The sequence below is a fragment of the Carboxydothermus pertinax genome (assembly GCF_001950255.1).
In the GTDB taxonomy this organism is placed as follows: Bacteria; Bacillota; Z-2901; order Carboxydothermales; family Carboxydothermaceae; genus Carboxydothermus; species Carboxydothermus pertinax.
In genome coordinates, this window is sequence record NZ_BDJK01000003.1 from 119,186 (window position 1) to 139,956 (window position 20,771).

17 protein-coding genes and 1 other annotated feature are annotated in these 20,771 nt (G+C 42.8%); of the genes, 16 read left to right on the forward strand and 1 reads right to left on the reverse strand.

Going from position 1 to position 20,771, the window contains the following annotated elements; all coding sequences use genetic code 11:
- Positions 1–3 precede the first annotated feature (3 nt).
- The 4 genes from clpX (at position 4) to lon (ending at position 5,820) form a co-directional block, all read left to right on the forward strand.
- The gene (clpX, locus tag cpu_RS00865) at positions 4–1,260 is read left to right on the forward strand and encodes an ATP-dependent Clp protease ATP-binding subunit ClpX (RefSeq protein ID WP_075858102.1); all 1,257 of its coding nucleotides are present in this window, start codon (positions 4–6) and stop codon (positions 1,258–1,260) included.
- 288 nt (positions 1,261–1,548) lie between these two features.
- Positions 1,549–1,689 (forward strand): hypothetical protein, encoded by a 141-nt coding sequence (locus cpu_RS13745; protein WP_200800617.1) that lies wholly within the window; start codon positions 1,549–1,551, stop codon positions 1,687–1,689.
- Between the two features lie 47 nt (positions 1,690–1,736).
- The gene (lonB, locus tag cpu_RS00870) at positions 1,737–3,380 is read left to right on the forward strand and encodes an ATP-dependent protease LonB (protein WP_075858103.1); all 1,644 of its coding nucleotides are present in this window, start codon (positions 1,737–1,739) and stop codon (positions 3,378–3,380) included.
- Positions 3,381–3,441: 61 nt separating this feature from the next.
- Complete coding sequence (gene lon, locus cpu_RS00875) at positions 3,442–5,820, forward strand: endopeptidase La (protein WP_075858104.1); 2,379 nt, start codon at positions 3,442–3,444, stop codon at positions 5,818–5,820.
- A gap of 30 nt (positions 5,821–5,850) precedes the next feature.
- On the opposite strand, the gene cpu_RS00880 is transcribed toward lon, so the two are convergent.
- Positions 5,851–6,762: a hypothetical protein gene (locus tag cpu_RS00880; RefSeq protein ID WP_075858105.1), complete on the reverse strand. Its 912-nt coding sequence runs from the start codon at positions 6,760–6,762 to the stop codon at positions 5,851–5,853.
- An 89-nt stretch (positions 6,763–6,851) separates the two neighbouring features.
- Positions 6,852–7,069, forward strand: a binding site (T-box leader).
- Between the two features lie 81 nt (positions 7,070–7,150).
- Between cpu_RS00880 and cpu_RS00885 the strand changes: the two genes are divergently transcribed.
- The 12 genes from cpu_RS00885 to mrdA all read left to right on the forward strand — a co-directional run bounded on the left by cpu_RS00885 (position 7,151) and on the right by mrdA (position 20,717).
- Positions 7,151–9,781, forward strand: a complete 2,631-nt coding sequence (locus tag cpu_RS00885) for a valine--tRNA ligase (RefSeq protein WP_075858106.1) — start codon at positions 7,151–7,153, stop codon at positions 9,779–9,781.
- Positions 9,771–11,069, forward strand: coding sequence for a bifunctional folylpolyglutamate synthase/dihydrofolate synthase (locus cpu_RS00890; protein WP_075858107.1), 1,299 nt, complete (start codon positions 9,771–9,773; stop codon positions 11,067–11,069). The genes cpu_RS00885 and cpu_RS00890 overlap by 11 nt, the downstream gene beginning before the upstream one ends.
- A 122-nt stretch (positions 11,070–11,191) precedes the next feature.
- The gene (locus cpu_RS00895) at positions 11,192–12,790 is read left to right on the forward strand and encodes a spore germination protein (RefSeq protein ID WP_075858108.1); all 1,599 of its coding nucleotides are present in this window, start codon (positions 11,192–11,194) and stop codon (positions 12,788–12,790) included.
- Positions 12,787–13,944 carry a Ger(x)C family spore germination protein gene (locus cpu_RS00900; RefSeq protein ID WP_075858109.1) on the forward strand — a complete coding sequence of 386 codons (1,158 nt, stop codon included), beginning with the start codon at positions 12,787–12,789 and terminating at the stop codon, positions 13,942–13,944. Before cpu_RS00895 ends, cpu_RS00900 begins: the two co-directional genes overlap by 4 nt.
- Positions 13,945–13,956: 12 nt before the next feature.
- Positions 13,957–14,172: a hypothetical protein gene (locus cpu_RS00905; RefSeq protein WP_075858110.1), complete on the forward strand. Its 216-nt coding sequence runs from the start codon at positions 13,957–13,959 to the stop codon at positions 14,170–14,172.
- Positions 14,173–14,365: 193 nt separating this feature from the next.
- Entirely contained in the window at positions 14,366–14,992 is a 627-nt protein-coding gene (locus cpu_RS00910) for a redox-sensing transcriptional repressor Rex (protein WP_075858111.1), read from the forward strand.
- 92 nt (positions 14,993–15,084) lie between these two features.
- Positions 15,085–15,648 carry a Maf family protein gene (locus cpu_RS00915; protein WP_075858112.1) on the forward strand — a complete coding sequence of 188 codons (564 nt, stop codon included), beginning with the start codon at positions 15,085–15,087 and terminating at the stop codon, positions 15,646–15,648.
- Between the two features lie 14 nt (positions 15,649–15,662).
- Complete coding sequence (gene radC / locus cpu_RS00920; protein ID WP_075858113.1) at positions 15,663–16,343, forward strand: RadC family protein; 681 nt, start codon at positions 15,663–15,665, stop codon at positions 16,341–16,343.
- 15 nt (positions 16,344–16,358) lie between these two features.
- Complete coding sequence (locus tag cpu_RS00925) at positions 16,359–17,405, forward strand: rod shape-determining protein (RefSeq protein ID WP_075858114.1); 1,047 nt, start codon at positions 16,359–16,361, stop codon at positions 17,403–17,405.
- A gap of 5 nt (positions 17,406–17,410) precedes the next feature.
- Positions 17,411–18,232, forward strand: a complete 822-nt coding sequence (mreC, locus tag cpu_RS00930; RefSeq protein ID WP_075858115.1) for a rod shape-determining protein MreC — start codon at positions 17,411–17,413, stop codon at positions 18,230–18,232.
- Between the two features lie 17 nt (positions 18,233–18,249).
- Complete coding sequence (mreD, locus tag cpu_RS00935; RefSeq protein WP_075858116.1) at positions 18,250–18,735, forward strand: rod shape-determining protein MreD; 486 nt, start codon at positions 18,250–18,252, stop codon at positions 18,733–18,735.
- Positions 18,732–20,717, forward strand: a complete 1,986-nt coding sequence (mrdA, locus tag cpu_RS00940) for a penicillin-binding protein 2 (protein WP_075858117.1) — start codon at positions 18,732–18,734, stop codon at positions 20,715–20,717. The genes mreD and mrdA overlap by 4 nt, the downstream gene beginning before the upstream one ends.
- Positions 20,718–20,771: the final 54 nt, after the last annotated feature.

The window sequence follows — 20,771 nt, forward strand, 5'->3', positions numbered from 1 at the left end:
GAAATGTTTGATAAAAATCAATTAAAATGTTCTTTTTGTGGGAAACATCAAGACCAGGTTAAAAAACTTGTGGCTGGACCCGGGGTTTATATTTGTGATGAATGCATTGAGCTTTGTAATGAAATCATAGAAGAGGAATTGGCCGATGACTTGGAGCTTACTTTGGAGGAGCTTCCCAAACCCCAGGAGATAAAGGCTTATCTTGACCAGTATGTTATTGGTCAGGAAGAGGCCAAAAAAGTCCTTTCGGTTGCGGTTTATAACCATTATAAGCGAATAAACTTAGGTGGTAAAATTGATGATGTGGAGCTGTCTAAAAGTAACATCATTATGCTTGGGCCTACCGGCTCCGGTAAAACCCTTTTAGCCCAGACTTTAGCAAAATTTCTAAACGTTCCCTTTGCGATAGCCGATGCTACAGCCCTGACGGAAGCCGGTTATGTCGGGGAAGATGTGGAAAATATCCTCTTAAAATTAATTCAAAATGCTGATTACGACATTGAACGGGCGGAGAAAGGTATTGTTTATATTGACGAGATTGATAAAATCGCCAGGAAATCAGAAAATCCGTCCATAACCCGGGATGTCTCCGGAGAAGGGGTACAACAAGCCCTTTTAAAAATCCTGGAGGGAACCATTGCGTCGGTTCCGCCTCAAGGGGGGCGAAAACACCCGCACCAGGAGTTTATCCAGATTGACACCACCAATATCCTTTTTATAGTAGGTGGTGCTTTTGAAGGGATAGATAAGATAATCCAAAGCCGGATTGGTAAAAAAGGCCTTGGTTTTGGAGCGGAAATCCGGCCGAAAAAAGAGCAAAACATCGGCGAAATTCTGCGCCATATCATGCCGGAAGATTTGTTAAAGTTTGGCTTAATACCGGAGTTTGTAGGCCGCTTACCAATAATCGTTACTTTAGATGCTCTGGATGAAGAAGCGTTGGTGAAAATTTTAACTGAACCGAAAAATGCTTTGGTGCGTCAGTACCAGAAACTTTTTGAACTTGATGGGGTAACTTTAGAATTTGAAGAAGATGCTTTAAGGGCGGTGGCCCAAAAAGCAATTAAAAGAAATACCGGAGCCCGGGGATTACGAGCAATATTAGAAGAAGTAATGCTGGAGGTCATGTACGAGATCCCTTCGCGGAAAGATATTGTAAAATGTGTGATTACCCGGGATGTCATTGAAAATAAGGCTAAACCCATTTTAGTGGGGGCTACGGAAAAGCGGAAAAAAGGCAAAAAAGAAGAAACAGCTTAACTGGATGTTGGAGATTAGAGTTTGGCAGTTGGAAGATAATTTAAAGATATAAGAAGTGGTACTTGGTATTTAAGCAAGGACCACTTCTTTTTTATTGTTTTTGTTTAAAAGCAGATGTTGGAATAGGGTTGGCAAGTAAAATAAAAAGGATGGGGAAAACTAAAGGTAAATTAATCGAGGAGGTGTTAGTGTGAAAGAACTTCCGGAAACATTTAATTGGATTAGGATTACTGGGGTATTGATTTTTTAAAGCTTTTCAGAATAACTTAGGCAGGGAGATGATTTTTAATGCACCATTTAAAGAAGAAGCTTCCGAAAAATTTAAGATTTATGGAACCGGGCTGGTGGGTGGTTCACTTAACCGGCATGGCAATATCAGGAGTTTTAATGTATTTAGCTTGGCGGGAAGAAAAGGATTTAGAATTTTAAATATGAGACAACCTCTTTCTGGTAATAATAGGAAAGAGGTGATGGAAATGGACGGTTTAACTGGAATTTTTGCGGTGGGCCAGATTATCCTTTTAGCAGCAATTTTGGCCCTTCTTTTTTCTCAGGGAAGAGCCCAGCAGGTAAACAAAACTTATCTTAATCGGGAAAGCGAAAAGGAACTGGCTAAACTTAACCGGCTAAGAAAGATATCTTTAACGGAGCCCCTGACAGAAAAGACCCGACCAGAGAGTTTTTCGGAAATCATTGGTCAGGAAGAGGGAATTTGTGCCTTAAAGGCAGCGTTATGTGGACCCAATCCCCAGCACGTAATCTTGTATGGCCCCCCGGGAGTAGGAAAAACAGCTGCAGCCCGGCTGGTGTTAAAAGAAGCTATAAAAAGCCCTAATTCACCTTTTACCGAAGAAGCAGCGTTTATTGAGGTAGATGCTACTTGCACCAGATTTGATGAGCGGGGAATCGCGGATCCCCTTTTAGGTTCAGTTCACGACCCAATTTACCAGGGAGCAGGGCCCCTTGGAATTGCTGGCATTCCCCAACCCAAACCGGGGGCGGTAACTAAAGCCCATGGTGGAATTTTATTTATTGATGAAATTGGCGAACTTCACCCAATCCAGATGAATAAACTTTTAAAAGTTTTAGAAGACCGAAAGGTGTATTTAGAAAGTGCCTATTATTTTTCTGAGGATCCGGAGATACCCAAACATATCCACGATATCTTTCAGAAAGGACTACCGGCCGATTTTCGCTTAATAGGGGCAACCACCCGAAGCCCGGAAGAGTTACCTTCTGCCTTAAGGTCCCGATGTTTAGAAATTTTCTTTAAACCCCTTGGGGAAGAGGAACTCTGGCAAATTGCGAAAAATGCCGCCGAAAAAATTGGCATTACTTTGGGAAGACAGGCCCTCGAGACGGTAGTACGCTATGCAAAATCCGGGCGGGAGGCGGTAAATTTAGTGCAACTGGCCGCTGGCATGGCCTTGGGCGAAGGGAGAAAAAGGATTTTAGCAAGAGATATTATGTTTGTAGCCCGGGCTGGAAATTATCAACCTAAACCAAAGATTATCCTTCCCGAAGAGCCTGCGGTGGGAAAAGCCCTGGGGCTTGCGGTCACAGGCCCAAAGATGGGAGCTGTTTTGGCGGTAGAAGCTTTAGCCGAACCGGCGGAAAGTATTCCGGGTAGTGTCTGTGTTTGCGGAATAATTGAGGAAGAAAAGTTTTCCCAAAGCCATACCGAACTTACGGCCAGGAGTAAAATTCGGGGAGCTCTTGATAATGTGTTTGCAGTTTTTAGGAGCCAAACGGGAATTAATCCTCAAAGGTATGATATTTATTTTAACTTTCCTGCCCCCTGGCCGGTAGATGGTCCTTCGGCCGGACTTGCCCTGATAATTGCTCTTTATTCAGCAATTTTACGCCGGCCGATTCCTGCTAAAACAGCTTTTACCGGGGAAATCTCTCTTTTAGGGGAGGTTTGTCCGGTAGGGGGGATTCCTGATAAAATTGAAGCAGCTATAAACGCTGGAGTTAAAACCGTTTTTTTACCCTGGGGAAATTATCCTGAAGTGGAGGATAATAAAAAATTAAAATTAGTTCCCGTAAAAAGTGTTGATGAAGCGTTAGCTTATATTTTTAAAGAACAGGAAAAGCCTGCCCAAACTTCGCCAGCTTAAACTTACTTTTTAGATTATTTTGTGATAGAATAATGGTACTCAAAATGGGAGGTGATAAGTAGTGGAAACCCGGGAGTTACCACTTTTACCATTAAGGGGAATATTGGTTTTTCCCTATATGGTGATACATCTGGATGTAGGCCGGGAAAAGTCTATTGCTGCTATAGACCAGGCTATGATTTCCGACCGCATTATCTGCCTTGCTACCCAAAAAGATGCCCAAATAGATGAGCCGACCCCCGATGATATTTATACCGTTGGAACTATTGCTGAGATAAAGCAACTTTTAAAGCTTCCTGGCGGTACTTTAAGAGTTCTGGTAGAGGGCTTACAACGGGCAGAAATAAAAAAGTATATAGAAAGCGAACCCTTCTTTCGCGTTGAGGTCCAGATAGCTCAGGAAGAGGAAGTCAAAACCCCGGAAATTCAAGCATTAACTAGAAGCTTAATTTACCAGTTTGAACAATATGTCAAGCTTTCCAAAAGGATTCCGCCGGAAACAGCGATAACTGTGGTTAATTTAGAGGAACCGGGAAGGCTTGCAGATGTTGTAGCAAGCCACCTGACTTTAAAAATTGAGGATAAACAGCGGATTTTAGAAGCTTTAGATATAAAAAATCGCCTGGAAATTCTTTTAGAAATTTTAGCCCGGGAACTGGAAATAGTAGAAATTGAGCGGCGGATAAACTTACGGGTTAGAAAACAAATGGAAAAGACCCAGAAGGAGTATTACCTCCGGGAGCAGTTAAAGGCAATTCAGCGGGAATTGGGAGAAAAAGACGAAAGGGTTGCCGAAGGGGAGGAATACCGGGAAAAAATTAAAGAAGCAAGGCTTCCCAAAGAAGTGGAAGAAAAAGCTTTAAAGGAAGTTGAAAAGCTAGAGAAAATGCCTCCCATGGCAGCGGAAGCAACGGTGGTGCGAAATTACCTGGACTGGCTTTTAGCCTTACCCTGGAACCGGCGGACTAAAGATCGGTTAGATATTAAGCTTGCTGAGCAAATTCTGGAAGAAGACCATTATGGCTTAGAAAAGGTAAAGAGCAGGATTTTAGAATATTTAGCGGTAAGAAAGCTTGCTAAAAAAATGAAAGGGCCAATTCTTTGCTTTGTTGGGCCTCCCGGTGTAGGTAAAACTTCTTTAGCCAAATCTATTGCCCGGGCGTTAGAACGGAAATTTGTCCGGATTTCTTTAGGGGGAGTTCGGGATGAAGCGGAAATCCGGGGACACCGCCGGACATATGTGGGAGCTCTTCCCGGTCGCATTATTCAAGGGATGCGTAATGCTGGCAGCCAAAATCCGGTGTTTTTGCTCGATGAGATTGATAAGATGAGCATGGATTTTCGGGGAGACCCATCGGCAGCTCTTTTGGAAGTACTGGACCCGGAGCAAAACAATAGTTTTTCTGACCATTACATAGAATTACCCTTTGATTTGTCTCATGTCATGTTTATTACTACAGCTAATAATCTCTATACTATCCCCCGACCGCTTTTAGACCGGATGGAGGTAATCCATATTCCGGGGTATACCGAAGAGGAAAAGTTAGCGATTGCCGAGAAATATCTTTTACCCAAGCAAATAAAAGAACATGGGTTAAAACCTCAAAACCTTAAAATTTCTACTAACACCCTTTTAAAAATTATTAGGGAATATACCCGGGAGTCGGGGGTAAGAAATTTAGAGCGACAAATAGCTTCCCTTTGTCGCAAGGCAGCTAAAGAAATTTTAACCAAAAACGTGGAAGAAGTAAAAATTACTGTTAGCAACTTAGAACAGTATTTGGGTATACCTAAGTACCGTTATGGTATTGCTGAAGCCGAAGATGAGGTTGGGGTAGCTACAGGCCTTGCCTGGACAGAAGTTGGCGGCGATGTGATGTTTATTGAAGTTTCTGTCTTAAAGGGTAACGGCAAACTCTATCTTACCGGAAAATTAGGGGAAGTAATGAAGGAATCGGCGCAGGCAGGTTTTTCCTACATCCGTTCCCGGGCTAAAGAACTGGGAATAGAGGAAAACTTTCACGAAAAATATGATTTACATATTCACGTACCGGAAGGAGCTATTCCTAAAGATGGACCGTCAGCGGGGATTACGATGGCGACAGCTATGGTATCGGCTTTAACCGGTCTAAAAGTAAGAAAAGATGTGGCAATGACCGGAGAAATTACCCTGCGGGGGAAGGTCCTGCCCATAGGAGGCTTAAAAGAAAAAATCCTTGCAGCTAAACGAGCCGGCATTAAAACCATTATTATACCTTATGAAAACCGGAAAGAGTTAGAAGAAATACCCCCTCAGGTAAGGCGAGGTTTAAAATTTATTTTGGTAAAACATATGGATGAAGTTTTAGAGGCAGCTTTAATTCGGGAGAAAAAGACGGAAGTTGAATCCCCGCTGCCGGAAAAGGAAATAACCGAAACCCAAGAAATTTCTGTTCACTAAAAACCACCACCAGCACTGGTGGTGGTTTTTTCATGAAAATATTTTGCGAAAAACAAAACCCAGACAATCTTTAAAATTAATCTTTTCTTTAATAGTAAAAAAGAGTTTTTGATAAAAAGAGTTTTTAAAAAAAGGGCCCTTGGGATTTTGGTAATATTGTTGAGCTATTCCTACAGTTACGGGATTAAAGAATAAACTTTCGGGAAAAAAGCTTTCTTTTTTTAGTAAAAGAAAAAGTTCTTTTTGCGTGTTTGGGGGAATCCCTAAAAAACCAGTAGGGTGTGGGTTTTGTAAAAAAGCTTTTTGTCCCCAGTAGACGGCGGAAATTATAGTTTTTAAATCCCCTGGCCTAATATTTTCTTTTACTGCTAAAATTCCTATATCTGGAGCTTTTAAAAAGCCAATTGAAGTTAAATTATCCAACGGAGTTAGGGTTGAGGCTATTAAGAGGTTTCCGATTCCGGCAGCAAAGGCAGTTTTTTTAATCCCCTCGGGCAGATCAAAGTAAGGAGTGTAATCTTTATACGGTTTTAAGCCCTGACGGGAGAGAAGCTCAACCACATCCCGGTATTGTTTACTTCCTTTAGGGGGAAGGATAATTGTTTTATTAGTAAAGGTTAAATTTATTGTCTGGCGAGCGTAGACAGTGTATGGTTCAAAATTAGAAAGCTTTAAAAGGATTTTATAACCGGCGGGGATTTTAGCGGAAGATTTTAGGGCTAAAAGGGTTGCGTTGGCAGGAGTATTAGTAAGTTTTACTTTTGTACCGTATAAGTCCCAGTAACCGTGGTCACTTAAATAATATAAAAGCCAGAAATGGGGAGAGTTTTTGGGGAAATAAAGACTAAAGGTAGTTTGGTTATTTAAGCTAAGGGCAAGGGTATAAAATACCCCAATTATAATTAAGATTAACAAAAAAAGTGCACTAAGGATTTTCCTCATATTACCACCCTAAAAAACTGTTATGCGGTGACCTGTTTAAAGTTGACAGTTTTGCGGGAAAAATATAAAATAATTTCAAAATGGAAAAGGTAGAGATGATGCCGGGGAGGAGTACCGGTCGGCCTCCAGAAAGAGAGGAAAGCCCTCAGGCTGAAAGGTTTTCCTGGAAGGAGCCGGGAAGGTCGCCCCTAAGATTGCGAAAGGGAAAAGGAGTACCTTTCGCCGGGTTTGCCCGTTAGAGCGTTAAAGTGCCGGGATATCCCGGAAGCAAGGTGGTACCGCGGAAAAAGCCTCTTTCGCCCTTGGGTGGAAGGGGCGTTTTTTGTGATGGTCGATCATGACCTGGTGGAGTTAAAGATACTAATTATTCAAAAAGGGAGGAATAGCTATGTCCATACCTTCGGTTTATTCACCCCAGGAAGTGGAGAAAAAATGGTATAAATACTGGGAGGAAAATGGCTTTTTCCATACCGAGCCCGATGAGCGCAAACCTTTTTCCATTGTCATGCCTCCACCAAACGTTACCGGGCAGCTTCATATGGGTCATGCTCTGGATAATACGATGCAGGATATACTTACCCGCTATAAGAGGATGCAGGGGTATAATACCCTCTGGCTTCCCGGAACCGACCATGCAGGGATTGCTACCCAGGCCAAAGTGGAAGAGGAACTTAGAAAAGAGGGACTTTCGAAAGATGATTTGGGCCGGGAAAAGTTTTTAGAGAGGGTTTGGGCCTGGAAAGAAAAATACGGAAACCGCATAACCGAGCAGCTAAGAACTCTTGGGGCTTCTTGTGATTGGGACCGGGAGCGATTTACTTTAGATGAAGGGTGTTCCGAGGCAGTTAAAGAGGTGTTTTTACGTCTTTATGAAAAGGGGCTTATTTACCGGGACTACTATATTACCAACTGGTGTCCCCACTGCAAAACCACCATTTCTGATATAGAAGTGGAACACCAAGAACAGGACGGCAAACTCTATCACATAAAATATCCATTAGAAGATGGAACAGGTTATCTCACCGTAGCGACGACCAGGCCGGAAACGATGCTGGGGGATACAGCGGTGGCGGTCCACCCGGACGATGAGCGATACCGGGGGTTCGTTGGCAAAAAAGTTATCCTGCCGCTTTTAAACCGGCCTATACCGGTTATCGCCGATGAGTACGTGGATAGGGAATTTGGTACCGGTGTGGTGAAAATTACCCCGGCCCACGACCCCAACGACTTTGAAGTGGGGCTTCGCCACCAACTTCCCCAGGTAGTGGTGCTGGACGATGAAGCTATTATGAATGAAAATGCCGGAAGTTATCAGGGGCTAGACCGCTATGCTGCTCGGAAAAAAATAGTTGAAGATTTAAAGGAATTAGGGCTTCTGGTTAAAGAGGAAGATATTAAGCACTCGGTGGGGCACTGTTACCGATGTGATACGGTGATTGAACCAAGGCTTTCCAAACAATGGTTTGTAAGAATGAAACCTTTAGCAAAGCCCGCTATCGAAGCTGCCTTAAAAGGGGAGGTAAAGTTTGTTCCCGAGAGGTTTACCAAGATTTATCTTAACTGGCTTTATAATATTCGGGATTGGTGCATTTCCCGGCAGCTCTGGTGGGGACACCGGATTCCGGTCTGGTATTGCGAAGAATGTGGAGAAGTTATTCCTTCCCGGGAAGAGGTAAAAAGCTGTCCCAAGTGCCAGAGTACCAGAGTCCATCAGGACCCGGACGTTTTGGATACCTGGTTTTCTTCAGCTCTCTGGCCCTTTTCGACCATGGGTTGGCCGAAAAATACCGAGGAACTTCACTATTACTACCCAACTTCAGTGTTAGTGACCGGCCGGGATATCATCTTCTTCTGGGTAGCCCGGATGCTTTTTATGGGCCTGGAGTTTATGAAACAGGTGCCGTTTCGGGAAGTATTAATCCACGGTCTGGTCTTAGATGCCCAGGGAAGAAAGATGAGTAAATCTTTAGGAAACGGGGTTGACCCGGTAGAGGTAATTGCAAGCCACGGAGCCGATAGCTTAAGATTTATGCTGGTAACCGGTAATACCCCTGGAAACGATTTGCGTTTTCACTTTGAGCGGCTTGATGGAGCGCGCAATTTTGCCAATAAACTCTGGAATGCCTCCCGGTTTGTTTTAATGAATTTAGAAGGATTTAATCCTCAAGGAATAAAGAAGGAGGATTTAACTTTAGCTGACCGTTGGATTTTATCGCGCTTAAACTCTGTTATTGAAAAGGTAACGGCTAATTTAGAGCAGTATGAGCTTGGGGAAGCGGCGCGGGAATTGTACGAGTTTATCTGGGATGAGTTTTGCGACTGGTATGTAGAACTTTCTAAACCGCGCCTTTACGGGAAAATGCCTGGCGGCGATACTGCCCGGGAAGTCCTTTATTGGGTCTTAAAAACAACTTTAGAACTTCTCCATCCCTTTATGCCGTTTATTACCGAGGAAATCTGGCAAAAGCTACCCCATGAAGGAAAAACGATTATGTTAGCTCCCTGGCCAACGGTTAAAGTAGAGTATAACAATCCCGACGCAGTTAAAGAAATGAGCAGTTTAATGGAAGTTATCCGGGAGATAAGAAGGTTAAGAGCCGAGGTCAATGTGCCACCTTCCAAGCGGGGAGAAGTTATTTTAGTAACTGCTGACTCAAGCCTGAGAAGTTTACTAAACGAAAACTCCTGGGCCATATCTGCATTAGCGCAAAGTGAACCCCGGATTGTTGCCCAAATGCCCGCACCGGATGGGGCTTTAACCGGCGTGGCAGCAGGTATTACTCTTTATTTACCGCTAAAAGATTTAATTGACCTGGAGAAAGAAAAAGAACGGCTAAATAAAGAACTTAAAAAGGTTTTAGCGGAAATTGAGCGGTTAGAGAAAAAATTAAACAATCCGGGCTTTCTGGCTAAAGCTCCCGCGGAGGTTATAAACAAAGAACGGGAAAAACTGTCTGGTTTTTACCGGGAAAAGGAAATATTAGAACAAAGGATAGGGATGTTTTCCCATGAACTATAACGAAGCCTTAGAATTTTTGGCCAATCTCACCAAGTTTGGGATAAATTTGGGCTTAGAGCGGATTTATGAACTATTAAAGAGGCTTGGTAATCCGCAGGAGAAACTTAAAGTAATCCACATTGGGGGGACCAATGGTAAAGGTTCGGTTTCAAGCTTAACTGCTTCGGTGTTAACAGAAGCGGGCTATAAAACCGGACTTTTCACCTCTCCCCATCTATCCCGGTATACTGAGCGGTATAAGATAAACGGACAGGAAATTTCTCCGGAAAGGGTGGCCAGGTTAGTAAACGAGATAAAACCCCAGCTTCTGGCCATGGTGGAAGAAGGTTACGAACACCCTACCGAATTTGAAGTTTCAACGGCAATGGCTTTAAAATATTTTGCCGAGGAAAAAGTGGATTTTGTGGTTTTAGAAGTGGGGCTCGGTGGGGTAATTGACTCTACCAATGTCGTACGCTGTCCGGAGGTCGTGGCGATTACCAATGTGGGATTAGACCACATGGACTATTTAGGAAATACCATTACTGAAATTGCTCGGGTGAAAGCGGGCATCATAAAACCGGGGGTCCCGGTGGTAACCGCTGCCAGAGGAGAAGCCCTGGAGGTTATCAAAGGGGTAGCCAGAGCGAAAAATTGCCGCGTTGTGGATGTCAGGGAAGAAATCTTTTTGAACTTAAAAGAAAGAAGTCTAGCGGGGCAGGTTTTTAACCTGGTAAGCCGGGGAAAGACCTATCAGGATCTAAAAATTCGGCTTTTAGGGGAGCATCAGCTGGATAACGCGAAAACTTCTTTTGGGATCATAGAGGTTTTACGGGAAAAATATGATATTCCCGATTCGGCAATTTATCAAGGATTTTCCAAGGCCACCTGGCCGGGGCGTTTTGAATACTTTCCTGGAACTCCGCCGGTGTTAATTGATGGGGCGCATAACCCTGATGGGGTAAGAGCCCTAAGGCGTGCTTTTGCCGATTATTTTCCCGGGGTACGGCCGGTATTGCTGTTAGGTGTTTTAGCCGATAAAGAACGGGAAAAAGTAGTGGACGAACTTTTTGACTTACCGGTAGAGGCGGTGGTGACCCGTCCGCCCACGCCCCGGGCCGGAGATATTGGCATCTTGGCTCAAATTTTGGAAAACAAGGGAGTTAAAACTCATTTAGTGGAAAACCCTGCTAAGGCTTTAGCTTTTGGTTTGGAGCTTTCACAAAAATATAATACTCTCCTTTTAGTTACCGGCTCCCTTTATATGATTGGTGAAATCCGCCCCCTCCTAGCGGAGGGTAGAAGGTAAAAGGGGAGATTGGAGCGCCTCTATTGGGGCGCTTTTTTTATTGTTTTATTAACCGCTAACCTCCTCAATGCATATTCTCTTTTCCTTTCCCCAATACTATAAAGAAGAAAGGAGGGTGGAAAATGGGGTTTTGGGGAAAATTAGCCCGGATAAAAAAGGGAAGGGATAAGAAATCTTCAGTTAAAGAGGAAAAGCCTTCCCGACTTTCGCCTTATAAAGATAAAAATTTTTCCGGGCGGGTGGCGGAGGATGTTCGGGAGATTAAAAAGATTTTAGGTAATCCTTCGGACCTTGTTATCCGGGAGTTTAGCTATTATGGTGTTCCAGCAGCGGCAGTATTGATTGACGGTATGGTGGACAAGATGGTGGTGATTGAAGGTATTTTAAAGCCACTGATGCTGGAAGCAAAAATAGCTGAAGATAAGCCAGAAAACCCCTTTAAAAGCTTAAAAGAAGAAATGGTGGCGGTAGCGGAGGTAAAAGAGGCTAATACCATTGAGGAATTTTTACTGGCAGTACTTTCCGGTGAAGTGGGGTTACTGTTGGAAGGAAATCATTCTACTCTTTTAGTAAGTGCCAAGGGCTGGCCAACCCGGTCGGTAACCGAGCCGATGAATGAGGTGGTGGTGCGAGGACCGCAAGAAGGTTTTACCGAAACTCTCCGGGTAAATACGGCTTTAATTCGCCGGCGAGTGCGTTCCCCTTATTTGCGGATGGAACCGTTAAAGATTGGTCGTATTTCCCAGACCGATGTGGTAATTGCGTATTTAGAAGATATCGCGAACCCCAAAATTGTCGAAGAAGTAAGGAGGCGCTTATCCCGGATCGATATTGATGCGGTTTTAGAAAGTGGTTACTTGGAAGAGTTTATTGAGGATGACCCCTTTAACATTTTTCCCCAGGTAAAGCATACCGAGCGGCCTGATAAAGCAGTTGCGGATATGCTTGAAGGAAAAGTGGTGATTTTAGCCGATGGGACCCCCAATGTATTGGTAGTACCGGCTACAATGCCGGAGTTTTTCCAGGCAACTGAAGACTACTATGAAAAATATTTTATAAGTAACTTTTTAAGAATTATTCGAGTTTTATCTTTTTTCATAGCAATGTTTTTACCTTCACTGTATATTGCTATTATTACTTTTCACCAGGAAATGATTCCAACGGAATTATTAATTAACATCTGGGCGTCCCGGTCGGGAGTGCCCTTTCCGGCTTTTGTGGAAGCGTTAATTATGGAAATTTCTTTTGAAGCCCTGCGGGAAGCGGGGGTAAGGTTGCCTCGACCGGTAGGTCAAGCAGTTAGCATTGTAGGGGCTCTGATTATTGGCCAGGCAGCGGTAGAAGCGGGGATAGTGTCAACGTCAATGGTTATTGTAGTTGCCTTAACCGGTATCGCTTCTTTTGCTATACCAGCTTTTAATTTAGCGGTTGCGGCCAGGATTTACCGATTTATTATTATGATTTTAGCGGCGACTTTTGGAATGTTTGGGCTTATGATGGGATTTATCTTTTTAATTATCATGCTTTGCAATACACGGTCTTTTGGGGTACCATACCTTGCACCCTTAGCCCCTATGAGAATTTCGGATCAGAAAGATGTAGTTGTTAGACTTCCCTGGTGGTTAATGGTTAAGAGACCAAGGCACTATAGACCAAGGGATGAACAACGGGTAAAAAAAGGGCTTATGCCGGATTTTGCAAAAGGGGATAAGCGGGGATGAAAAAAATTCTTGCGGCTTTTTTAATCTTAGCTCAAATTTTAACCTTTGGCTGCTGGAGCCGGATTGAGTTAGAAGACCTGGCTATTGTGCAAGGGATAGGGGTGGATAAAAATGAGCAGGGAAGTAAAAAAGACAGGTATTTATTTTCTGTGCAGGTAATTAACCCCAGTGCTCTTACCAGTAAAGGTGGAGGTGGTGGAGAAAAACCTTATGTCATAAGAGTAATAAGCGGGGAACTTTTCTTTACTACTTTAAGAGAACTTAACATGGAGACAGCGTTAAGACTTTATTATGCCCACAACAGGGTAATACTCCTTTCCGAAGGGGTGGCCCGGGATGGGGTAAAAAATTTGCTGGACTTTTTTGAGAGGAACCCCCAGTTTCGCCGGGATAATTATGTCTTAATAGTCAAAGGTAAAGCTCTGGAGATTTGGGATGGTTTTCCGGGGATTGTAAAAGTTCCGGCCATAGCTTTATACGATTTAACCCAAAAATCATATATTACAGCAGAAGCAGGGGTCATGGAATTGGGAGATTTTCTTGAACTTTTGGAAGAGGAAGGGGTGGATCCCTACGCGCCGGGAGTTAAGCTTTTAACTAAAAAAGGGCGCAAGGAGATTCGGGTGTTTCAAACTGCCCTTTTTAAAAATGATAAGCTTGTGGGCTGGCTAAATGAAGAACAGTCCCGGGGTCTTTTAATCATTACCAACAAAGTAAAAGGAGGTATAACGGAGATAAATAATCCCCAAAAACCGGAGGAAAAGCTTGCGGTAGAACTGGAAAAATCTAAAACTAAGTGGCAGTTAAAAGCGGTGAATGGCCGACCGGTGATTAAACTTACTGTTGAAACTGAAGGGATTATTACTGAAGCGCAAGATGGTATTGATTTTAGTAAGAAAGAATTTTATAAAAGGTTAAACCAAGCTTATGCTCGGGAAGTTCGCCGTGATATTAACGAGTTTTTAGCTAAAACCCGGGAGGTTGGAACTGATCCAGCAGGTTTTGGGCGGTTTATCTACCGGGAAGAGCCAAAAATCTGGCAGGATTTAAAGGATGACTGGGAAGAAGAGTATAAAAATCTGGCCATTGAAGTGGCGGTTAGGGCAAATATTGTTCGAAGTGGAATGACTACTTCTGCAATTAAACCCCAATAGGAGGGTGCGAAAATGAAATTTATAGCAATTTTCATATATATGCTAATCTTTGGAGTTTTTGGCTACCCTTTGCTTCGTGACAGGGAGTACAGGGAGTTAATTGTCTTTTCTGTTTTAATGGTCATTTCTTTTTATTATGTACTTGCGGTAATTTTTGGTTGGCCTTTAATAAATCCGGCCCTGCCGGTGATAGAGTTTTCCAGGGTTGTAACTATTTTATTTAAATAAAAGGGTTGTAACTATTTTATTTAAATAAATATAAAAAATAGATTTTTTTATTTTTTTTTAATAAAAAAATTAAGAAATTAAAAGGCGAAATTATTAGAACAAGCATAATTACCTATAAAAAACTTTTATTATCGCTAGTTCTTGTTTATTTTTTTTTGATTGTGTTATAATTCACCTATAGGAGGGGAGCAGTATGAAAGGGTTTAAAATTCCAGAGGCAACAATATCAAGGCTTTCCGTTTACTCCCGTTATCTGGAAAATTTACACCGGAAGGGCATTACTACCGTATCTTCGGCAGATATTGCCCAGGGGGTAGGGGTTACTTCTGCTCAGGTTCGAAAAGATCTGGCGTATTTTGGCGAGTTTGGTACTCGGGGGGTAGGGTACAACGTTAAGGAACTATTAGATCATACTTTAAAGATTCTGGGGCTAAATGCTACCTGGAACATGGTAGTGGTAGGGGCTGGAAACCTTGGCTCAGCCCTTTGTGCTTACCGGGGCTTTCGGGAGCGAGGTTTTTATATAGTAGGGGTTTTTGACAACGATCTTACCAAAATTGGGAAGAAGATTAATGAGTATGAGGTATTGCCTATTGACCAATTAGAAGAAGTGGTGCGCGAAAATAATGTGGAAATTGGCATTATTGCAGTGCCGGCTGCCTATGCTCAGGACGTTGCTACCCGACTGGTAAAAGCAGGGGTAAGAGGAATTTTAAATTTTGCCCCCACGGTACTAAATATTCCCGAGAAAATTATTGTGCGAAGCGTTGACCTTACGGTTAATCTGGAGGTGCTAACCTTTAACATTAGAAGAGATTAACCCCGGCTTTTGCCGGGGTGTTTTTATTCTAAAAAGTAATTGCATGGCTTTTATAAAGATGGTAAACTTTTTGTGAAAGAAGGGGGATTTTCTTGAAAGTTTACCTGGCTTCGACATCACCCAGAAGACAAGAATTATTAAAAAAAGTTTATGATCAATTTGAAATAATCCCGCCTACTGCCGAGGAAAACGCTAAAATTTTAAATCCTTTGGAATTATCCCTTTTTCTTTCCCGGCAAAAAGCTAAAAGCGTAGCCACAAAAGTCGAAGAAGGGCTTATTATTGCTGCCGATACGGTAGTCGCGCTGGATGGAAAAATCTTGGGAAAACCCCGGGACGAAGAGAAAGCTTTTTATATGTTAAAAGCTTTGGCTGGTCGCGAACATGAAGTTTATACCGGGGTCACTTTGATACAAAAGCCACAAAAGCGGGAAAAGAGTTTTGGGGAGATGACAAAAGTCTGGTTTTATCCTTTGACCGATGAAGAAATTAAAAAATACATAAGAACCAAAGAGCCTCTGGATAAAGCGGGAGCTTATGGTATCCAGGGTTATGGTGCTCTTTTTGTTAAAAAAATTAATGGATGTTACTTTAATGTGGTGGGCCTTCCGATAGCCCGAATGTATCGCGAGCTTTTGGAGTGGGGAGTAGTTTAAACAGGAGGCCTTGTATGGGGGAGAAATTAAAAAACCTTCCGGAGGAATTAAGACCTAGGGAGCGGCTTTTACGCCAGGGGCCGGAAAGTTTAAGTCCGGTGGAACTAGTGGCAGTGCTTCTGGGTAGCGGTACGCCCCAGGAAAACGTGCTGGATTTGTCTTTACGGCTTTTAACGAGTTTTGGGGGATTAAAGGGACTTATTCATTCCCATCCCGAAGAGTTAATTAGTTTTAAGGGTATAGGAGCAGCTAAAGCAACCAAGCTTTTAGCGGCCTTAGAACTGGCACGCCGGTATTATGAGATTGCTCAGGAAAATAAGATAAATTTTTTAAATCCGGAAGATGTTTATAATTATCTAAGGTATAAAATTGGTCACAAAAAGCAAGAAGAAGTTATTGTACTTTCTTTAAATACCAAAAACCAGCTTTGCGGTGAAAGTGTGGTGGCTGTTGGCGGGGTAAATCATGCGGGGGTAACGCCCAGGGAAATATTTCGAGAAGCGGTTAAAATTGGTGCTTATGCGGTAATTATGGCCCATAATCACCCCAGTGGTGACCCAACTCCCAGTCAGGAGGATATAAAATTTACCGGCCAAGTTAAAAAAGCTTCGGAAATTTTAGGGATTAAACTCTTAGATCATCTAATTATCGGGGAAAATAAATATATCAGTATGAAAGCTGAGCGGTTATTTTAGAAAGGAGAATCTGCTATGGCGTTTAAATTTGGACTGGTTGCTAAAGATTTAGGAATTGACCTGGGAACCGCTAACTCCCTTGTTTATGTTAAAGGGCGGGGAGTGGTTTTACTGGAGCCGTCGGTAGTGGCAATTCGCAAAGAAACGGGTCAAGTGCTGGCGGTGGGAAATGAAGCAAAGCAAATGATAGGAAGAACTCCGGGAAACATCGTGGCAATTCGCCCCATGAAAGACGGGGTTATTGCTGATTTTGATATTACCTATAATATGATAAAGCATTTTATTAATAAAGCGCTGGGGGATAAAACTTATTTAATTAAACCCAATGTAGTAGTATGTGTCCCTTCCGGAGCTACGGCGGTAGAAGAAAGAGCTATTCGAGATGCAGCTTTAGCAGCCGGAGCCCGAGAAGCGTATTTAATTGAAGAGCCAATGGCTGCAGCTATAGGGGCTGGACTTCCGGTAGAAGAGCCTACGGGTAATCTAATTGTTGATATCGGTGGAGGAACCACAGAGGTTGCGGTAATTTCCTTTGGTGGAATAGTTACCAGCCAGTCTCTACGCATTGCCGGGGATGAAATGGATGAGGCGATTATTAATCATATTAAGAAGAGCTATAACTTAATGATTGGCGAACGAACTGCTGAGGAAATAAAAATTAATATTGGTTCAGCCTATCCCCAGGATACGGTGATTACCTATGAAGTAAAAGGTCGGGATTTAATTACGGGACTTCCCCGGACCGTAGAGGTGAGCTCTGAGGAAATTTACAAGGCGTTAAAAGAGCCTGTTTCGGCCATTGTGGAGGCGATTAAATCGACCTTAGAAAAAACGCCACCGGAATTGGCAGCTGACATTATGGACCATGGTATTATGCTGGCTGGAGGCGGTTCTTTATTAAAAGGCCTTGATAAATTAATTAGTATGGAAACCCATATGCCGGTTCATGTTGCGGAGGAACCAATGTTTTGTGTAGCTTATGGCACCGGTAAAGCTCTTGAAAACCTTCATGTTTTGCGGAATGTTTTAAAAACCCCAAAAAAATCCATTAAAGAGGTGTAATTTAGTTGGCGAAGAGATACTGGGGCAAAACCCTTTTAATCGGGGTATTGCTGATGGTGCTTCTCCTGTCTCTTGCCCGTTATACTTCCCAGGAACTCCCCATCTTTTCTACAGTTAAGTCTGGACTTAAAGATCTAACCTATCCAGTAGCCAGGGCAGTTAGTTTTCTTTGGGAAAGTGCGGGCAATTTAACTTTGTTTTTTAAAGATATCAATGAACTTAGGCGGGAGAAAGAGCAACTTTTACAGGAAAATTCTACCTTAAAATTTGAACTAAATAACTTAAAAGAAGTTGAACGGGAGAATCGGCGGCTCCGGGCAATGCTGGGGTACAGTCAGGAAAATCCAAAGTTTGACCTAGTTTTGGCCAAAATTATTGCCCGGGAGCCGGACAACTGGTATAAATCTTTTACCGTAAATCAAGGGAAAAGAGCCGGTGTAGCCAGGGATATGCCGGTATTAGACCAAAACGGCTTAATTGGTAGGGTAATGAATGTAGCGGCATTAAATGCAGAAGTTTTATTGATTACTGATCCCAGAAGCAGTGTAGCAGCGGTAACTTACGATGGACGAGTACCAGGGATTATCAAGGGTACGGCTTTATCTTCCGAGCTTATCATGGATAACATTCCTTTAAATCTGGAAGTTCGTACTGGAGAGAAGGTGCTTACTTCTGGACAAGGAGGAGTATTCCCAGCGGGGATTCCAATTGGTTATATCGTCAGTGTAGCAAAAGATCCCTCGGGACTGGTTCAAGTGGCAAAAGTCCGGCCCTATGTGGATTATGACCGGCTGGAAGAAGTATTTATCCTAAAGGGTAGACGATGAACCTTGGGGGCATAGGCATGTCAAATTTACGGGCGGTATTTTATTTTTTGTTATTTTACCTAATATCAGAGACGGTGTTTAGCCGTCTTGCGGTTAACGGGATAAAGCCAGATTTAATTTTAATTTTAACGGTTATTTTAAGCTTTTTATATGGTCCCCCCCGGGGGGCCTTTTTCGGTATGCTGGGTGGCCTGGTTGAAGACTTATATTCTGGTCGTTTTGTTGGTTTAAATACTCTGGTAAAAATGATTACAGGGTTTTTAGCCGGGGTATTGGAAGGTAAAGTATATCCGGAAAACTGGTGGTTTCCGGGGGTTATTGTGTTTGTGTTGACTTTTATCAAGGATTTTTTTTACGTTTCGTTTTTAAATCTTTTAGGCATTAAGATTTCACTGGTTGAGGCATTTACGGGAATGATGCCCGGGGAGGCGGTATATAATTTTCTTTTAACACCTTTTATTTATTATTTGTTTTACCGAACAGTTAGGGGGAAAAGGCCATGAGGAAAAACCTCAAGGTAAATCTTAGCTGGATGGGAGTTATAGTCACGGTTTTGGTAGTAATCTTATGGGTCAGACTTTTTTATCTTCAGGTGTATGCTACTGCAAAATACCAGGCATTGGCGCGACAAAATTCAATCAGGATAATAGATGTTAAAGCGCCCCGGGGAGAAATCTTAGACCGAAACGGGAAAAAAATTGTTACCAATAAAGCAGTTTATACCGTATCGCTTTTGTTTACTGGCTTAAAAAATGCCGATACCATACTTCCCAAACTTGCCCAAATCCTTCAGGTATCGGAAAAAGATTTAAGAACAAAAATTAAAGAATCCAAAGCCCGGCCTTACGAACCGATACGTCTTGCCACCGATGTTCCCTGGGAGGTGGTGGCGAAAATTGAAGAACGGCGGTATGAACTTCCTGGCGTAACTGTAAGCATTGAGCCGGCCCGGGATTACCCCTATGGCACTCTTTTGGCCCACGTGGTGGGCTACATTCAGGAAATAAAAGATACTCAGCTAAAGGAGCATAAAGCGGAAGGTTATAAACTGGGGGATATGTTTGGTCAAACGGGGCTGGAGAGTTATTACGAATCAATTTTACGGGGGAAGAATGGTGGCCGGGAAATTGAAGTGGACGCCAGGGGTACTCCAGTTAGAGACTTAGGGATTAAAACCCGAGCAGAACAGGGAAATTCTTTGGTCTTAACCATAGATGCGGACTTACAAAAAGTGGCTGAGGAAAGCCTTAAAAATACCATAGTTTCCCTGCAAAAAAACTATCCCGATGCTAAAGCAGGAGCAGTAGTTGTCCTTGATGTAAAAACTGGAGAAGTACTGGCGATGGCCAGCTATCCAACTTTTGATCCGGCAGCGTTTCCCAAGGGGCTTACCCAGAAACAGGTAGATGAATATATAAGAAATCCGGAAAAGCCCCTATATAACCGGGCTATATCGGCAACTTACCCTCCTGGTTCAACTTTTAAAATGGTAACCGGTACTGCAGCCCTATTAAACCGGGTGACTACGCCGGCGGAAACAATTTCTGACCCCGGCTATTACAAATTAGGCAATAAAGTGTTTAAAGACTGGAACCCCCGGGGGCATGGAGTGGTAGATTTTATTAAAGCTATCAAGGAATCCTGTAACGTATACTTTTGGACCATGGCCCGGCGGCTTGGAGTAGAAAAAATTGCCGAGGTTGGGAAAAAATTTGGGCTGGGTATGATGACTGGTATTGACCTTCCAGGAGAAAGCTCAGGACTGTTACCAACACCCGAGTGGAAAAAAGAAATTAATACGGCTATCATTGAAAAAAATTTAAAGCCAAAATTAAATAAAATAAAAAGTGATTACGAGTTAAAAATATCTCAGGCCAAAACTTCTGAAGAGAAAAAGCGGCTGGAGGCGGAGAGGGACAAAAAGATTCAGGCCATAAACCAGCAAATTGGAATTTACCGCTGGGAAACCGAGTGGCAACAGTATGATACGATAAATATGGCTATTGGCCAGGGGTATAACAATTTTACTATCTTGCAGCTAGCGGATTATGTAGCAATGCTGGCTAATGGTGGTATTCGCTATCAGCCGCATTTGGTAAAAAAGATAATTAACAATAAAGGGCAAGTGGTCCAGGAAATAAAGCCCAAAGTATTAAGCAGATTTAATATTCCACCGGATGTTTTAAACTATGTCCGCCAGGGCATGCGGGAGGTAACTTTACCGGGGGGTACTGCTGGCGGAGTTTTTGCCGGATTTCCGATTGCGGTTGCAGCTAAAACCGGTACAGCCCAGGTTTTAGGTAAAGATGACCATGGTTTATTTGTGGCGTATGCTCCTTATGAAAATCCACAAATTGCTATTGCTGCAATTATAGAACACGGAGGACATGGAGGGTCATCGGCTGGCCTTGTAGCCCGGGATATTTTAGCTTTTTATTTTAAGGTGCAGAAAATAAATACCCGGGTAGTTGGTCCGGTAGAATGATGAGCAGGAATTTTAGTAAAGATGTAGAATACATCAACTTAGCTAATTTTAGGG

Excerpts from the sequence above, each read along its gene's own strand:
- cpu_RS00905 (WP_075858110.1), top strand. The coding sequence starts at position 13,957 with ATGAAATTTATAGCAATTTTCATATATATGCTAATCTTTGGAGTTTTT.
- cpu_RS00880 (WP_075858105.1), bottom strand. The coding sequence starts at position 6,762 with ATGAGGAAAATCCTTAGTGCACTTTTTTTGTTAATCTTAATTATAATT.
- cpu_RS00910 (WP_075858111.1), top strand. The coding sequence starts at position 14,366 with ATGAAAGGGTTTAAAATTCCAGAGGCAACAATATCAAGGCTTTCCGTT.
- cpu_RS13745 (WP_200800617.1), top strand. The coding sequence starts at position 1,549 with ATGCACCATTTAAAGAAGAAGCTTCCGAAAAATTTAAGATTTATGGAA.
- lonB (WP_075858103.1), top strand. The coding sequence starts at position 1,737 with ATGGACGGTTTAACTGGAATTTTTGCGGTGGGCCAGATTATCCTTTTA.
- cpu_RS00885 (WP_075858106.1), top strand. The coding sequence starts at position 7,151 with ATGTCCATACCTTCGGTTTATTCACCCCAGGAAGTGGAGAAAAAATGG.
- cpu_RS00895 (WP_075858108.1), top strand. The coding sequence starts at position 11,192 with ATGGGGTTTTGGGGAAAATTAGCCCGGATAAAAAAGGGAAGGGATAAG.
- cpu_RS00900 (WP_075858109.1), top strand. The coding sequence starts at position 12,787 with ATGAAAAAAATTCTTGCGGCTTTTTTAATCTTAGCTCAAATTTTAACC.
- mrdA (WP_075858117.1), top strand. The coding sequence starts at position 18,732 with ATGAGGAAAAACCTCAAGGTAAATCTTAGCTGGATGGGAGTTATAGTC.
- radC (WP_075858113.1), top strand. The coding sequence starts at position 15,663 with ATGGGGGAGAAATTAAAAAACCTTCCGGAGGAATTAAGACCTAGGGAG.
- mreD (WP_075858116.1), top strand. The coding sequence starts at position 18,250 with ATGTCAAATTTACGGGCGGTATTTTATTTTTTGTTATTTTACCTAATA.
- clpX (WP_075858102.1), top strand. The coding sequence starts at position 4 with ATGTTTGATAAAAATCAATTAAAATGTTCTTTTTGTGGGAAACATCAA.
- cpu_RS00890 (WP_075858107.1), top strand. The coding sequence starts at position 9,771 with ATGAACTATAACGAAGCCTTAGAATTTTTGGCCAATCTCACCAAGTTT.
- cpu_RS00925 (WP_075858114.1), top strand. The coding sequence starts at position 16,359 with ATGGCGTTTAAATTTGGACTGGTTGCTAAAGATTTAGGAATTGACCTG.